Origin of the sequence: Bacillus sp. TH25, from assembly GCF_016650935.1 — a bacterium.
Taxonomy (GTDB): Bacteria; Bacillota; Bacilli; order Bacillales; family Bacillaceae_G; genus Bacillus_A; species Bacillus_A mycoides.
The window spans coordinates 155,296-170,167 of sequence record NZ_JAEKEU010000002.1 but is presented as its reverse complement, the minus strand read 5'-3'; the positions used below and the strand labels follow the sequence as shown (position 1 = coordinate 170,167).

At 33.7% G+C, this 14,872-nt stretch carries 16 protein-coding genes and 2 pseudogenes; 16 read left to right on the top strand and 2 right to left on the bottom strand.

Annotated features, from left to right (window positions below; translation table 11 throughout):
• Positions 1–113 precede the first annotated feature (113 nt).
• The 8 genes and pseudogenes from JFT89_RS00935 (at position 114) to JFT89_RS00900 (ending at position 6,401) form a co-directional block, all read left to right on the top strand.
• Positions 114–916, top strand: a pseudogene (locus JFT89_RS00935) (DUF3952 domain-containing protein).
• Between the two features lie 33 nt (positions 917–949).
• Positions 950–1,764, top strand: a pseudogene (locus JFT89_RS00930) (DUF3952 domain-containing protein).
• Between the two features lie 123 nt (positions 1,765–1,887).
• Positions 1,888–1,959 carry a DUF3952 domain-containing protein gene (locus JFT89_RS30560; protein WP_117616460.1) on the top strand — a complete coding sequence of 24 codons (72 nt, stop codon included), beginning with the start codon at positions 1,888–1,890 and terminating at the stop codon, positions 1,957–1,959.
• 218 nt (positions 1,960–2,177) lie between these two features.
• On the top strand, positions 2,178–2,939 hold the full coding sequence (locus JFT89_RS00920) for a hypothetical protein (protein WP_016104660.1): 762 nt from the start codon (positions 2,178–2,180) through the stop codon (positions 2,937–2,939).
• A 62-nt stretch (positions 2,940–3,001) separates the two neighbouring features.
• Positions 3,002–3,772 carry a hypothetical protein gene (locus JFT89_RS00915; protein ID WP_000263485.1) on the top strand — a complete coding sequence of 257 codons (771 nt, stop codon included), beginning with the start codon at positions 3,002–3,004 and terminating at the stop codon, positions 3,770–3,772.
• Between the two features lie 62 nt (positions 3,773–3,834).
• The gene (locus JFT89_RS00910; RefSeq protein ID WP_016104661.1) at positions 3,835–4,605 is read left to right on the top strand and encodes a hypothetical protein; all 771 of its coding nucleotides are present in this window, start codon (positions 3,835–3,837) and stop codon (positions 4,603–4,605) included.
• 62 nt (positions 4,606–4,667) lie between these two features.
• Complete coding sequence (locus JFT89_RS00905) at positions 4,668–5,444, top strand: hypothetical protein (RefSeq protein ID WP_002202226.1); 777 nt, start codon at positions 4,668–4,670, stop codon at positions 5,442–5,444.
• Between the two features lie 180 nt (positions 5,445–5,624).
• Complete coding sequence (locus JFT89_RS00900; RefSeq protein WP_201039361.1) at positions 5,625–6,401, top strand: hypothetical protein; 777 nt, start codon at positions 5,625–5,627, stop codon at positions 6,399–6,401.
• Between the two features lie 396 nt (positions 6,402–6,797).
• On the opposite strand, the gene JFT89_RS00895 is transcribed toward JFT89_RS00900, so the two are convergent.
• Positions 6,798–7,583 (bottom strand): GNAT family N-acetyltransferase, encoded by a 786-nt coding sequence (locus tag JFT89_RS00895; RefSeq protein WP_201039360.1) that lies wholly within the window; start codon positions 7,581–7,583, stop codon positions 6,798–6,800.
• A gap of 131 nt (positions 7,584–7,714) precedes the next feature.
• Here JFT89_RS00895 and ytfJ point away from each other — a divergent pair, with 131 nt between their 5' ends.
• From ytfJ to JFT89_RS00875, 4 genes are all read left to right on the top strand, one after another.
• Positions 7,715–8,140: a GerW family sporulation protein gene (gene ytfJ / locus JFT89_RS00890; RefSeq protein ID WP_002012522.1), complete on the top strand. Its 426-nt coding sequence runs from the start codon at positions 7,715–7,717 to the stop codon at positions 8,138–8,140.
• 160 nt (positions 8,141–8,300) lie between these two features.
• Positions 8,301–9,077 carry a hypothetical protein gene (locus JFT89_RS00885; protein WP_002085994.1) on the top strand — a complete coding sequence of 259 codons (777 nt, stop codon included), beginning with the start codon at positions 8,301–8,303 and terminating at the stop codon, positions 9,075–9,077.
• Positions 9,078–9,128: 51 nt separating this feature from the next.
• The gene (locus JFT89_RS00880; RefSeq protein WP_033706707.1) at positions 9,129–9,449 is read left to right on the top strand and encodes a hypothetical protein; all 321 of its coding nucleotides are present in this window, start codon (positions 9,129–9,131) and stop codon (positions 9,447–9,449) included.
• Between the two features lie 69 nt (positions 9,450–9,518).
• Positions 9,519–9,731, top strand: coding sequence for a hypothetical protein (locus JFT89_RS00875; RefSeq protein ID WP_002012518.1), 213 nt, complete (start codon positions 9,519–9,521; stop codon positions 9,729–9,731).
• Positions 9,732–9,761: 30 nt separating this feature from the next.
• Here JFT89_RS00875 and JFT89_RS00870 read toward each other — a convergent pair whose 3' ends face one another.
• Entirely contained in the window at positions 9,762–10,100 is a 339-nt protein-coding gene (locus tag JFT89_RS00870) for a hypothetical protein (protein WP_001253195.1), read from the bottom strand.
• Between the two features lie 359 nt (positions 10,101–10,459).
• Between JFT89_RS00870 and JFT89_RS00865 the strand changes: the two genes are divergently transcribed.
• The 4 genes from JFT89_RS00865 (at position 10,460) to JFT89_RS00850 (ending at position 14,729) form a co-directional block, all read left to right on the top strand.
• Positions 10,460–11,140 carry a class I SAM-dependent methyltransferase gene (locus JFT89_RS00865; RefSeq protein ID WP_016094180.1) on the top strand — a complete coding sequence of 227 codons (681 nt, stop codon included), beginning with the start codon at positions 10,460–10,462 and terminating at the stop codon, positions 11,138–11,140.
• A 93-nt stretch (positions 11,141–11,233) separates the two neighbouring features.
• Complete coding sequence (locus JFT89_RS00860) at positions 11,234–12,922, top strand: formate--tetrahydrofolate ligase (RefSeq protein ID WP_002031556.1); 1,689 nt, start codon at positions 11,234–11,236, stop codon at positions 12,920–12,922.
• 90 nt (positions 12,923–13,012) lie between these two features.
• On the top strand, positions 13,013–13,540 hold the full coding sequence (locus tag JFT89_RS00855; protein WP_002065080.1) for a hypothetical protein: 528 nt from the start codon (positions 13,013–13,015) through the stop codon (positions 13,538–13,540).
• Between the two features lie 19 nt (positions 13,541–13,559).
• The gene (locus tag JFT89_RS00850; RefSeq protein WP_002012513.1) at positions 13,560–14,729 is read left to right on the top strand and encodes a DEAD/DEAH box helicase; all 1,170 of its coding nucleotides are present in this window, start codon (positions 13,560–13,562) and stop codon (positions 14,727–14,729) included.
• Positions 14,730–14,872: the final 143 nt, after the last annotated feature.

Genomic DNA, 14,872 nt, shown 5'->3' with positions numbered 1-14,872 from the left:
AATATAATCTGTATGAGTAAATAAATACCAATAAGTACAGGTGAAGTGTATTACTTTCCAAAAGGGAACATAATGAACTTAAAAATGCCTAGAGAAATCAACGGGGTGTCAGTATGAAGTTAAAGAAGAAATCTAAGATGATGATAGTTCTGTCAATAGTATCATGTTTATTAAGTGGATGTGGTTTTGGGGAGACGAAGATAGAGTATGAGAGATTAGTAAAGGCGTTGGATGAAGGGGATATGAAGACGGTTATGTCTGCAAGTGATGATGGGTATGCTTATGTGAAAGAAGAGGTTAGGGATAGCATGTTTTGGGCGGAAAATGATAATCGCATTAGCGTTGTATATCAAACAACAGGAGGAGTATACAATATTAAAGAAAAAAAGTTCTATGGAACAACTTTGCAAGAAATTGCTAGTTCATTAAATAGTGAGCAAAAAAAAGAAGAGATTGTATATAGAACTAGTATTAAATATGAAGATAATCAATCAAAAAGTCCAGATCAAAATTTGGATGTTTCAAATGTTCAATTTATATTTAATAGATTAAAGGGAATAGATAGTTTAAGACCCAAAAAAGATAAAAAAGATTTAGTGAGTCATCTAAGGTAACATATTACTTAACTGAATCGGAATTTCAAAAAATAATTAATAATAAGTTAAAGGTGGACTACGATAAATTTGATGAAGCAATATTATTAATGGAATTTAGTTCGGCGAAAGATTCAAAAGAAAACCCGATGAAATTTACTACGATAAGCATCACAATGGGATATGAAAAAAAGAATAAAGAAGGCCGATTAATAAGGCATGATCAAAAAATAGCAATCTATTTAAATACTAAAGAAGATAACGATAAAGCTTCTAAAACCAGATATGAGAAGTATCAAAAACAATATTTGAATAACAAGTAATGTATAAAATAAGGGGAAAGGTGTAGTTATGGCATGAGTAAAAGGTTAGTTAAAAAAATAGTTATTGTAATGATAGTAACGTTTTTACTAAGCGCGTGCAGTTTCGGGGAAACAAAAATAGAGTATGAGAGATTAGTAAAGGCATTGGATGAAGGGGATATGAAAACGGTTATGTCTGCGAGTGATGATGGATATGCATATGTGAAAGAAGAGACTAGCGAAAGTACTTATGAAGAAAAAGAAGATGGTGAACATAGCAGGATAATATATCAAACAACCCATGGAATATATAATGTGAAAGAAAACGACTTATATGGGGAAACAACTCAAAAGATTGCTACTGATATAAAAAATGATAAAAACGTTGGTAGTAATCAAAATTACAAAAAAGAAACTGTCTATAGTACAAATTTTAAAAATGAAAAATCTCGTTCAATAGCCCAGAATCAAGGCATAGATGTTTCATATGTAAAAATAATGTTTAGAGGATTAAATGAACTTAGTAAATTGAAACCGAGTGAAGATAAAAAAAGATTCAGTGAACCGAGCATAATAAGCTATGATTTAACTGAATTACAGTTTAAAAGCATAATAAATGACAAGTTAAATTTAAAATATGATAAATTTGATTCTGCAATATTGATGATTGAATTTAATACGCCTAATGATACAAAAGAAAATCCAATGAGAATAATACAAATAACAATATCGGTAAATTATGAAGAAAGAAAAGAAGATAAGCTTATAAAACGCAATCAAGAAATTTCAACATATTATCATACCAGAGAAGATAATAATCAAAGTGCCAAAAAGAATATGTAAATTATGAAAAAGAGTATATAAATTAAAAATAATATATTTTGATTGAATTTTGAGAACGATAAATGTTGTGAAGATATGAGTAAAGGGGTAGTAAAAAATAGTTATTGTGATAACAGTTATGTTTTACTGAGCGCGTATAGTTTTGGTAAATCAAAATAGAGTATGAGAGTCTAATAAAGGCATTGGATGAAGGTGACAAGAAGACGGTTATACTTAATTGAAAGAAGAATATTTGGAACTTTTGAGGAAAAAGAATACTACTTGAACCATCAAAAGGCATTCTGGTTAGATGATTATGGTAATTAATATGGTAATGATATACCTAAAAGATTATCTGAATTTAGTTGTACAAAGATCTATGTACTTAAAAATATTAAGAATGTAATAGAATTTTAGTGCACGAAAATTATTTAAACTGTATAGAAGGGGAAATGTCAGGGTGTGGAATATAAAAGAAGAAGATTTAGATAAATTTCGAATAACATGTCAAGGACGTTTAAGTCCTGAAGGTGCGACGGGTTTTATGCTTGGAACAATATTTTATATTTCAATATTTATGTTTATTATTTTTGTAGGTGATTTGAATTACTACAACAATTTTTTTGATAGAACAATTGTTAAAACTGAAATTGTGTTATTTAGTATTCAAATTATATTTTTAATTATATATCTATTTCCGAAAGCATGTTTTAAATTTCAAAAGTTACAAACGCTAATCGTATTACTATATGCGTTTCAACTTGGAACGATATTATTTGTAGTTTCGATTGATTCTGAAATGGCTGATAATTCAATTGGTAGGATGTATACCGGGCTACTAGTTGTAGGAGCAGTTATTATCCATATTGCAGCAACGCTAGATACATTTAAACAAGCAAGTGAAGGTGCATTTAGTAGTGATGAAAGATCCACCTCGTTTTTTAGTAAGACAAAAGGAGCTGTGATAAAGGGGGCTATAATATATATATTAATACTACTTCTTCTGATGTATTTTCAAAATGATTATTCAATTGATTTTTTTGTTATGTATGGAGTAGGAACTGTTTTAATGTATGCGGTTGCAATCGGAGCGGCAGAATTCCAATTATTGGCGTACTGTAGATTTAAATTCAAGTCATTTAATATGTCATGGGAAGAGAATGAGAGAATGCGTGGGAGAATTCGAAAGCGAAATACAAAATCCAAATCGAAAAGTAAATAAGAGGGAAATAGAATTGAAGTGAATGAAAATTATTTAAACTGTATAGAAGGTGAAGAGTCAGGATGTGGGATATAAAAGAAGAAGATTTATATAAGTTTAGGATGACATGTAATGATCGTTTAAGTCCTGAGGGTGCTATGGTTTTCTTTATTGGAGGGATAGTTTATACTTCAGTATTTATGTTTTTTATTTTTATGGGGGGATTGGATTATTATCATACTTATTTTGATAAAACAATTGTTAAAACTGAAATTGTTTTATATAGCTTACAATTCATCTTTTTAATTCTATATTCATTTCCAAAAGCACGTTATAAATTTCAAAAGTTACAAACGCTCGTTGTATTATTATATGCATTTCAATTAGGTACAATAACATTTACAGCGTTAGTTCTTCCTGGAATATCTGATTATTCAATTGATCGAATGACTTTAATTTGTGTAGGGTTATTATTTATAGGAGCAGTTATCGTTCATATTGTGACAACAATTGATACATTTAAACAAGCGAGTGAAGGTGCGTTTAGTAAGGATGAAAGATCCATCTCATTTTTTAGTAAAAGAAAAGGAGATGTGATGAAGTGGGCTACAATATATGCGCTAATCCTGTTTATTTTGATATATTTTCATAATGGTTATGGAATTGATGTTTTAGTTCTCTATGCGGTAGGTATTGTTTTACTGTATACAGTAGCCATTGGAGCGGCAGAATTTCAACTATTGGTGTACTGTAGATTTAAATTCAAGTCATTTAATATGTCATGGGAAGAGAATGAGAGAATGCGTGGGAGAATTCGAAAGCGAAATACAAAATCCAAATCGAAAAGTAAATAAGAGTGAAATAGAATTGAAGTGAATGGAAATTATTTAAACTGTATAGAAGGTGAAATGTCAAGGTGTGGAATATAAAAGAAGAAGATTTAGATAAGTTTCGAATGACATGTCAAGGGCGTTTAAGTCCTGAAGGTGCGACGGGATTTATGCTCGGAACGATATTTTATACTTCATTATTTATGGTTATTATTTTTATAGGAGGAATAGATTATTATACTACCTTGTTTGATAAGGTAATTGTTAGGATTGAATTAGTGTTATATGGTTTGCAAGTAATGTTTTTAATTCTATATTTATTCCCTAAAGCTCGTTATAAATTTCAAAAATTACAAACGCTCGTTATATTATTATATGCATTTCAACTTGGAACTATCGGATGCACGTTATTTGTTCTTTCTGGGATGATTGAGCATTCAATTGATCTCAATACACGTGTTTATGTAGGTCTATTAGTATTAGGTGGAATTATTGTTCATATTGTGACAACAGTTGATACATTTAAACAAGTAAGCGAAGGTGCATTTAGTAGTGGGGACAAATCAGATTCGTTTTTTAGTAAAACAAAGGGACATGTTATACAAGGTGCTGTAATTTATGTGTTAATTCTTCTTGTTTTGATTTATATAAATAATAATTACTCATTAAACACAATGTTTGGTTATGTTATGTGTAATGTTGTTATGTATGCAGTAGCAATAGGAGCGGCAGAATTTCAACTATTGGTGTACTGTAGATTTAAATTCAAGTCATTTAATATGACGTGGGAAGAGAATGAGAGAAAGTGTGGAAGAATTCGAAAACAAAATAAGAAATTCAAAACGAAAAATAAATAATATATTAATAGAATTTTAGTGTTCGAAAAATAATTGAAACGTATAGAAGGTGAAGAGCCAAGATGTGGAATATAGAAGAGGAAGATTTAGATAAGTTTAGGATGACATGTAATGATCGTTTAAGTCCTGAGGGTGCTACAGGATTTATGTTTGGAGGAATACTTTATAGTTCAATAGCCGTTTTTTCTATTATTGTATCAGGTGATTGGGATTACTGTATGGTTCTCCTTAATATAGGAATTGTTAAGCTGGAAGTGTTGTTATATGCTCTGCAAGTAATTTTTTTCATTCTATATTTATTTCCAAAAGCTCAATTTAAATTTCAAAAGCTACAAACAATTGTTGTATTATTAAATGCATTTCAAATGGCAACAATATTACTCGTAGTTTTGATTGGTACTAAAATGGCTAATAATTCAATTGATCAGATTACATTACTGTATGCAGGATTATTATTTTTAGGAGCAGTAATTTTTCATATTTTGACAACAATTGATACGTTTAAACAGGCAAGTGAAGGTGCATTTAGTATGGATGAAAGATCCGCTTCCTTTTTTAGTAAAGCAAAAGGAAAGATGATGAAGTGGGCTACATTATACGCAGTAACTATTCTTATTTTTCTATATTTTCATAACGATTATGGATTTGATACTTTAGGTATGTATGTAGTAGGGACCTTTTTAATGTATACGATAGCTATCGGAGCAGCTGAATTTCAGCTATTAACATATTGCAGGTTTAAATTTCCGTCATTTAATAAAACATGGGAGCAACATAGAAGAGAGACTCCGAGATATCAAAAGAAAAATAAAAAAGGTAAATCAAAACGTAAGGTGTAAAGGGAATTGGCAGAATAAATTTAAATGTCCGCCATTTAATATAACGTGGGAAGAGAATGAGAGAATGCGTGGGAGATTTCGAAAGCGAAATACAAAATCCCAATCGAAAAGTAAATAAGAGTGAAATAGAATTGAAGTGAATGAAAATTATTTAAACTGTATAGAGGGTGAAGAGTCAGGATGTGGGATATAAAAGAAGAAGATTTAGATAAGTTTAGGATGACATGTAAAGGGCGTTTAAGTCCTGAAGGTGCTACGGGTTTTATGTTTGGGGGAATACTATTTAGTTCAATAATCATTTTTTCTATTGTTTTATCAGCTGGGTGGGATTACTGTATGCTTCTCTTTAATATAGGAACTGTTAAGTTAGAAGTGTTATTATATAGCCTACAAATAATTCTATTAATTATTTATTCATTCCCGAAAGCTCAATTTAAATTTCAAAAGTTACAAACAATTGTTGTAGTATTATATGCATTCCAAATGGCAACAATAGCGCCTACTGCTTTGACTGTTACTAAAATGGCTAATAATTCAATTGACTGGATTACACTAATGTATGCAGGTGTATTGCTTTTGGGAGCAGTTGTTGTTCATATTGTGGCAACCTTTGATACGTTTAAGCAAGCGAGTGAAGGTGCGTTTAGTATGGATGAAAGGTCTGCCTCTTTCTTTAGTGAAACAAAAGGAAAGATGATGAAGTGGGCTACACTATACGCAGTAATTATTCTTATTTTGATATATTTTCATAATGATTATGGGTTTGATGATTTATTTATGTATGTAGTAGGGACCTTTTTAATGTATACGATAGCCATCGGAGCAGCTGAATTTCAGCTATTAACATATTGCAGGTTTAAATTTCCGTCATTTAATAAAACATGGGAGCAACATAGAAGAGAGACTCCGAGATATCAAAAGAAAAATAAAAAAGGTAAATCGAAACGTAAGGCATAAAGAAAGTGTGTATTGTAAGTTTTGATGATGAAAAAGTAATAATTTATAGGAGAGTATTTGAACTACGAAAAGAAAATTTACTTATGTAAGGTGATTAAAGTGATTAGGAGATTATCTGATCGAAAATATAGAGAGTGTAGTGTGATGAATGTTTCATAAATATTTCTATTTGTAGTGGAAAGAATTTGAGAATAAAAATGTAGCCCCAATTTCTGGAATAGATGCAACAATTGGGGCGTTTATCTGTCTAAATTTAGTTTGAATGCATAACATTTTTTAGTTAGAGTCATCGCTCCTCAAGTAGTTTCTTTATCTTCATAATAACGGTGTGAAGTTTTTGTATAATCTGCTTTTATTGCTAGGTTACAACTATTTCCGCTTATAGAGTCCCCCTTATTATCGATACATCGTCCACATCCCAATGTCTTTAAACCCTAGTCGTTTATAAATAAGTCCAGCTGCTGGATTGTTATAAAACAAACAAAGTGTTCGGCCTTCTTTCGTAAAGTCCTGAATCATTTTTTGCAATATGAGTGAAGCATATCCATTTCCGCGGTAGTTCGGATGCGTACATACGCCAACAACCATAGCAGATAATGAATTTTCAGCGGAAGTTGAGGAGGATGCGATGATTGTGCCGTCTTTTTCAATATAATATGTACGTCCTGTATTTGTTTCGATAGCTTGCCTTAACATTTTTTCTGATTCATTAGCAGTCGGGAATTCAGCGATGTCACTTCGTAATTTCATAATTCGTTCTATATCATCGAGTGAGGCAAGTTTAATTGTTTCATGAATTGGTGTGCTAGGTAAGTTGCTGTCATCTAGACATTCACAAAAATACATTTCATTTTTGGCCCCCAGTTGTATACTTGGAGCAGTTTCAAATCTTTCTACAATAGTTGACTTGCCAGAGAGTTTAAGCGGCTTATATGCGGAAAGAAGTGCCTCATAGTCAGTAACCACAAACCCTTCTTTACTATACGGTATAAATGTATCGTGAAAGCGAAGTGAAATCGATTTTAATGTTCCATTCTCTTTATATACGCCCCATAATTCTTGAAAGTCTGTTTCATAACCGAAAGCTTCTAAATCCCCAATAATAAACAAGTTAAGGGCTGCTTCTTCTTTTAGGTAAGCGAATACTTGTTCATGATCTTTCTTTGTTAATTTTCTCATCATAAAAAATCGACCTCTTTTTTATTTTTCTAAATATTACAACTTAAGTTTTTTGAAATCAATATAAAATTTTATGTTTAGTTCACCAACTTTCGGAAAAACTAGGAAAGATATGACAAAGGAGGTTATGAACGGTGGATCATCCAATTCAAGGATTAATGAAAGCAGCAATGGAAAATTTGAAGGAAATGGTCGATGTAAATACGATTGTTGGGGAGCCTGTTCAAACGGCTGACGGTGGTGTAGTGTTAACAGTTTCTAAAGTAGCGTTCGGTTTTGGAGCAGGAGGTTCTGATTTCCAAACGAATGATGGACAAAGAGCGAACGGTACCCCTGCATTTGGTGGCGGTAGCGCGGGTGGTGTTTCTATTACACCAGTAGCATTTCTTGTAGTGAATAAAGATGGAGTAAATATTCTGCATCTACAAAATGCGACACATTTAGCAGAAAAAATAATTGAATTAGCTCCACAAACAATTGATAAAATTCAATCGATGTTCCAAACAGATGAAAAGAAAGAGGGAAATCATCACCCCCAAAACCCAGATGAAATCCTTTAAAAACGCCTGCTCATAAGCAGGCGTTTTTTCTTGTAATCAGTATGTAATAAAACACATGAAATTGTAAATAGTTTTTGAAGTTTTTTCTATGTTTCTAAAATTTTTCATGTTAAAATATGCTATAGAATTGAAACATATAAAACGAAGGTGGCTAGGTGCTTTGTCTGGAGGATCTGACCAAGTAAACAATATGATATATATTAATGGTAATCGTCGGGGTCATTGTTTTATTACATCTGGAATTACGTTTAAAGAGTTTGCAAGTAACATCCCTTCACCGCTTCATCAAGTATTGCTTTTAAAGCATAATTTTGAGTGGACAGATTTTCATTATCATACTTTATTTGAATATGTTGAGGAAGAAAACATACATAAACTCATTCAAGCAGAGATTGATGAATTTGATGAATTTTGTTGGGTAGATTTCGATGATGCAAGCGATTTAGATGAGTTAGAGCCAAAAGAAATTGCAGAATTATTATATTTGGCTCACAAAAAAGAACCACTTGGAAGAACGTTCTTCCCATTGTTGAAGAATAGATTCGTTTATTTTTCACATGATGACGGTTGGTACAACAAAGTGTATTACCGTAGAATCGGTGATTTTGTAGGAATGCTAAGTAAAGTGATTCCATATAAACTCGGTTCGTTTGGAAAGAAACGTTTTACTTTCTTCCAAAAATCAAAAATTTTCCCAGCAATTTCAAAGGAAGTTATCCTTGGGCTTATGCCGTTAATGGAAGATGGGTTATACATTGATTTAGCGGGGAAAATTGAGTCGAGAAGAGGTCTTGAAATTCCGGTATATGTAGTAGGATCATTCGAAAGTACGGATGAGGTACTAGATAATATCGATGAATTGAAAGCGGAAGCAACAGAAACGGGTTGGCTCATTTTTGATAAGAAAGAACAAGAGTGGCAATGGGTTGTAGACTAAGAAAACTTGGCGCATGAAGTCAAGTTTTCTTGTCTTTTGAAAGGAGAACAAATGAAGAAATATTATACAATTGTGGGTATTGTAAGTATTATTCTCGTGGTAATATTACTTATAACTTGTCCGAAAGAATCAGATTTTAAATTGTATTTAGAGGATAAGTATGCATTGAAATGTGACGAGAGTAGCTTTGAATGCACGCAAAATGTAGATGAAAAAAAAGAGAAATTACAGTTTGAAAGTATTGATGCACGAAATGGTGTTTTCTTTATGACTGTAAAGCAAACGTATAAAACAGAAGCTGGTGTTATGAAAGAATATAGCGGAGTAGGTATATTCGGTACATTTCTTTTTGTTTCAGAGAAGACTTTCTAGTAATAGAAGGTCTTTTTTTTATGTTTATGTTCATATAGATGAAGTAAGACAAGCATAGGAGGGGTATTGATGAAGAAGGGATGTATCGTTTGTGGTGGTGAGGAGTTTTTTTCTTCAACATTATATGCACGTACGAAACAAGATTGGGCATATGCGCCAAACATGTACCGATTTGAAAAGGTGTTTATTGAGCATAGAGATGAAGAAAATTATCCAGTTTTTCAAGAAATTACAGCGAAGCATTGTTGTGGATGCGGTCATATCATGTTGTATCATGAATGAACACACCAAGTATAACTTGGTGTGTTTTTTTTAAAACGCTGACAAAGCAAGCGGATAGAGTAAAGTAAATAAAACAGAAAAACTACCAAAACCAATTGCGGTATATCCAAGTGTTCTCGCTCCAAAATTGACAGCTAATAAGCCAACTAAAATAGCAAGGGAGCCGAGTGTAACAGGATAAAAAGCAATGGAGAATAACGAAAGAAATAATGCGACATAGCCGATCATTGCACCGGTATTTGTACCTTCTATTTCATTTGCAATTTCTTTGCGCTCATGTCTAATCGGAATACCAGCTGGAGATATTTCAGCTGCATACTCTTCGTTTTTTTCACCACTTTTAAAATGATGATTTCTCTTTCTTCGCATGTACATCCCTCTCTTTCAATTGGGTGTATCTATAGTATCTTTCATAAGGAACAGAACATGAGTATGAGTTAAACCCAAGTAAAGCAAAAATTGGAGAAAATAGATTTCGTTGTTATCCTGTTTATCCCGCTATTTGCCGTGCAGTAAGACCCCCACCTCAAAATTCGGCTAGAGCAAAGAAGTTAGATGGGAGTCGGGCTGCCAGTAAAAGCCCGATTGGTTCAAATAATAATCAGTGGCGGACGAACAAACACCCCCACTGATTAAAGTTTCACTTTATCTCCTTATGAAGATAAACAGGGATTTTGGAACATGATGTAGAATGAAATGAATGATAATACGTGAAGGTAGGGGAATGTATGGCGAAGTTTAATTGGCATGAATCGGCAGAGAAAAAATGGGATAACAATGCAGAGTTTTGGAATCAAAATAGTCAAGAAATGTGGGATAGCGGGAGCAGGAGTACAATCATTCCATTTTTTGAGCAGTACGTGGAAAAGGAAGTACAAGTGTTAGATGTTGGCTGTGGTGATGGGTATGGTACATATAAATTAAGTCTTACTGGGTACAAAGCGGTTGGGGTGGACTTATCGGAAGTTATGATTCAAAAGGGTAAGGAGCGCGGAGAAGGCCCAAACTTATCTTTTATAAAAGGTGATCTTTCTTCATTACCATTTGAAAATGAGAAATTTGAAGCAATTATGGCAATTAATTCTTTAGAATGGACCGAGGAGCCGTTGCGAGCATTAAATGAAATAAAGCGTGTTTTAAAGAAAGATGGATACGCATGTATTGCAATTTTAGGACCGACAGCAAAACCGAGAGAGAACAGTTATCCGCGCCTATATGGCAAAGACGTTGTTTGCAATACGATGATGCCTTGGGAATTTGAACAGTTAGCAAAAGAACAAGGATTTGAAGTTGTAGATGATACCGGCGTATATAAGCGCGGAGTAAATGAGAAGATGTTAGGTCAGCTACCTACAGAGTTACAACAAGCGTTAACATTTTTATGGGTATTTATGTTAAAAAACGTATGACAAAATTGAAGGGTTTTAGGAGGTAAATAAGTGCAGAAAATACAAAAAACTGATACAATATCATCAGAATCAATTAAAGGGGGACTAGGGTACATGACAACTACTACAACAGTTAAATCTGATATTGAAATCGCACAAGAAGCAAGTATGAAGAAGATTCAAGAAATTGCAGCTAATTTAAATATTTTAGAAGAAGAACTAGAGCCATACGGACATTATAAAGGCAAGTTATCTCTTGATATTTTTAAGCGTTTACAAGATGAGAAAGACGGTAAAGTTGTTTTAGTAACAGCGATTAACCCAACTCCAGCAGGAGAAGGTAAATCAACAGTAACAGTTGGTTTAGGCCAAGCTTTTAATAAAATTGGTAAGAAAACAGTAATTGCACTTCGCGAACCATCTCTTGGACCAACAATGGGATTAAAAGGCGGAGCAGCAGGTGGCGGTTATTCTCAAGTAGTACCAATGGAAGACATTAACCTTCACTTTACTGGAGATATTCATGCGATTACAACTGCCAATAACGCATTAGCGGCGTTTATTGATAATCATATCCAACAAGGAAACACACTTGGAATTGATACGCGTAAAATCGTTTGGAAACGCTGTGTTGACTTAAATGATCGTGCCCTTCGTAACGTAGTAATTGGCCTTGGTGGACCGGTTCAAGGTGTACCACGTGAAGACGGTTTTGATATTACAGTAGCATCTGAAATTATGGCCGTATTCTGCCTTGCAACAGATATTCAAGATTTAAAATCACGTCTATCTCGCATTGTTGTCGCTTATAATTTTTCAAATCAACCTGTAACAGTTAAAGATTTAGGAGTAGAAGGAGCGTTAACACTTCTATTAAAAGATGCATTAAAACCGAACTTAGTACAAACATTAGAAAATACACCAGCTATCATTCATGGCGGACCATTTGCGAATATCGCTCACGGTTGTAACAGTGTTATCGCTACGACAATGGCAGCAAAATTAGGTGATTATGTTATTACAGAAGCTGGATTCGGTGCAGATTTAGGTGCCGAGAAGTTTTTAGATATTAAAGCACGTGCAGCTGGTATTAAACCAGAAGCGGTAGTTATTGTTGCGACTATTCGTGCGCTTAAAATGCACGGTGGTGTGGCGAGAGATCAATTAAAAGAAGAAAATGTAGATGCGTTAGCAAAAGGTATGGAGAACTTACAGAAGCATGTTGAAACAATTCAAAGCTTCGGTGTTCCTTTCGTAATTGCCATTAACAAATTCATTACTGATACAGATGCAGAAGTTGCATACTTACAAGAATGGTGCAATGAGCGTGGCTATGCAGTATCCTTAACAGAAGTTTGGGAGAAAGGTGGCCAAGGCGGAGTTGACCTTGCTGAGAAAGTGTTAAAAGAAATTGAAAAAGGTGAAAACAACTACGCACCACTTTATGAATTAGAATTACCATTAGAAGAAAAAATTCGTACAATTGCTCAAAAAGTGTACGGCGCAAAAGATATTGAATTTGCTCCGAAAGCACGTAAGCAATTAGCTCAATATGAGGGAGAAGGTTGGAGTAACCTACCGATTTGTATGGCGAAAACACAATACTCTCTTTCAGATGATGCAACAAAATTAGGTCGCCCATCTGACTTTATCGTTACAATTCGTGAGTTAAAACCATCTATCGGTGCAGGGTTTATCGTTGCGTTAACAGGAACAATGTTAACAATGCCAGGCCTTCCAAAACAGCCAGCTGCGCTGCAAATGGACGTAAATGAAGATGGAAAAGCAGTAGGTTTATTCTAAAAGGTTGTAATTCATCTCGTTTATCTGTAAACTATATATACATCAAGTGGCGCCTTTCCATCGAAAGGCGCCTGTTTTTTGGAGGAAATTATGTTTGATCCAACTGCTTTTGAAAATTTAAAGGTAATTGTGGAAGGAGCTGTCTATGATTTCGATTTACACGGTGATATTCTCGTAACGGATCGAAAAGATGTGATGGACCTTGCTTCATTAAGTCGTATGTATAGTATTTCATTTCAACTAACAGAAACATTTAAAACGATGGTAGAGGCGACATTTTCACTATCTGTTGATGCAAAGAATTTATCAGGTGAAATATTAGAAGTACCTCAGTTTATACCAGGTTGTGAAATGAAGCTGGAATTCTCGTTCGAAATGGAGCAACCAGAGATAGGGTGCGAAGAAATTGAAACTTTATTGCATTCTATATGGGGAAAAGAGCGAATGATTACGCAAAAAATTTCATACGAATATAATAAGCAAGCGATTTCATATCATAATAAGGTAGAGGTTCTATTTCAAAAATCGATTACAGAAGACCATGTTGATGATTTAATAGCTGTTATTTCACACATGATAGAAACGGTGCGAACAATACAACATTTTCTTCAAAAATAGAGATAAAGGAGAAAAACAAATGATAAAAGATATGCAACCATTTTTACAACAAGCTTGGGAAAAGGCTGGTTTTAAAGAGTTTACTGAAATTCAAAAACAAGCGATTCCAACTATTTTAGAAGGACAAGACGTTATTGCTGAATCTCCAACTGGAACAGGAAAAACATTAGCGTACTTATTACCACTTTTACATAAAATTAATCCTGAAGTTAAACAACCTCAAGTTGTAATTTTAGCGCCAACTCGTGAACTTGTTATGCAAATTCATGAAGAGGTTCAAAAGTTTACAGCAGGAACGGATATTTCAGGTGCGTCTTTAATTGGTGGTGCGGATATTAAGCGCCAAGTTGAAAAATTAAAGAAACATCCGAGAGTTATTGTCGGTTCACCAGGACGTATTTTAGAGTTGATTCGCATGAAAAAATTAAAGATGCATGAAGTGAAAACGATTGTATTTGATGAGTTTGATCAAATTGTAAAACAAAAGATGATGGGTGCTGTACTTGATGTAATTAAATCAACGATGCGCGATCGTCAATTAGTATTCTGCTCGGCGACAATAACAAAAGCTGCAGAAGATGCGGCACGTGATTTGACAGTTGAACCACAATTAGTACGTGTAACACGTTCAGAGGCACAGAGCCTAGTTGAACATACGTATATCGTTTGTGAGCGTCGTGAAAAAAATGATTATATTAGAAGAGTTATGCATATGGGAAATGTAAAAGCAGTTGCCTTCTTAAATGATCCATTCCGTTTAGATGAAATTACTCAAAAACTGAAGTTCCGTAAAATGAAAGCAGCAGCACTTCATGCAGAGGCAAGCAAACAAGAGCGTGAAGTAACGATGCGCGCGTTCCGTAGCGGGAAATTAGAAATATTACTTGCTACTGATATTGCAGCACGTGGATTAGATATCGATGATTTAACACACGTAATCCACTTAGAGTTACCAGACACAGTAGACCAATATATTCACCGCTCAGGACGTACTGGACGTATGGGCAAAGAAGGAACAGTTGTTTCTCTTGTAACAGAACAAGAAGAGCGTAAATTACTTCAATTTGCGAAAAAATTAGGTATCGTGTTTACGAAACAAGAAATGTTCAAAGGAACATTTGTAGAATCGAAACCACCAGCACCAAAGAAAAAGAAACCAGCTTTTACTGGTAAGAAAAAACCTAGATAAATAAAGAGAAAGGCGTAACTATTTGTAGTTACGTCTTTTTTGTTTGTAATTGAATAACAAAGGAAATTTAAATGTACCTATCTTATAAGAAATATCGATAAAGGTGAATCATTTCTCATTTAGTTTGTACAAGGAAGTAATGT

What these genes read in the sequence shown, in the direction of transcription:
- JFT89_RS00880 (WP_033706707.1), top strand. Translation starts at nt 9,129, where the DNA reads ATGAAGAAATATTATACAATTGTGGGTATTGTAAGTATTATTCTCGTG.
- JFT89_RS00900 (WP_201039361.1), top strand. Translation starts at nt 5,625, where the DNA reads ATGTGGGATATAAAAGAAGAAGATTTAGATAAGTTTAGGATGACATGT.
- JFT89_RS00855 (WP_002065080.1), top strand. Translation starts at nt 13,013, where the DNA reads ATGTTTGATCCAACTGCTTTTGAAAATTTAAAGGTAATTGTGGAAGGA.
- JFT89_RS00895 (WP_201039360.1), bottom strand. Translation starts at nt 7,583, where the DNA reads ATGATGAGAAAATTAACAAAGAAAGATCATGAACAAGTATTCGCTTAC.
- JFT89_RS00865 (WP_016094180.1), top strand. Translation starts at nt 10,460, where the DNA reads ATGGCGAAGTTTAATTGGCATGAATCGGCAGAGAAAAAATGGGATAAC.
- JFT89_RS00905 (WP_002202226.1), top strand. Translation starts at nt 4,668, where the DNA reads ATGTGGAATATAGAAGAGGAAGATTTAGATAAGTTTAGGATGACATGT.
- JFT89_RS00870 (WP_001253195.1), bottom strand. Translation starts at nt 10,100, where the DNA reads ATGCGAAGAAAGAGAAATCATCATTTTAAAAGTGGTGAAAAAAACGAA.
- JFT89_RS00860 (WP_002031556.1), top strand. Translation starts at nt 11,234, where the DNA reads ATGACAACTACTACAACAGTTAAATCTGATATTGAAATCGCACAAGAA.
- JFT89_RS00850 (WP_002012513.1), top strand. Translation starts at nt 13,560, where the DNA reads ATGATAAAAGATATGCAACCATTTTTACAACAAGCTTGGGAAAAGGCT.
- JFT89_RS00915 (WP_000263485.1), top strand. Translation starts at nt 3,002, where the DNA reads ATGTGGGATATAAAAGAAGAAGATTTATATAAGTTTAGGATGACATGT.
- JFT89_RS00875 (WP_002012518.1), top strand. Translation starts at nt 9,519, where the DNA reads ATGAAGAAGGGATGTATCGTTTGTGGTGGTGAGGAGTTTTTTTCTTCA.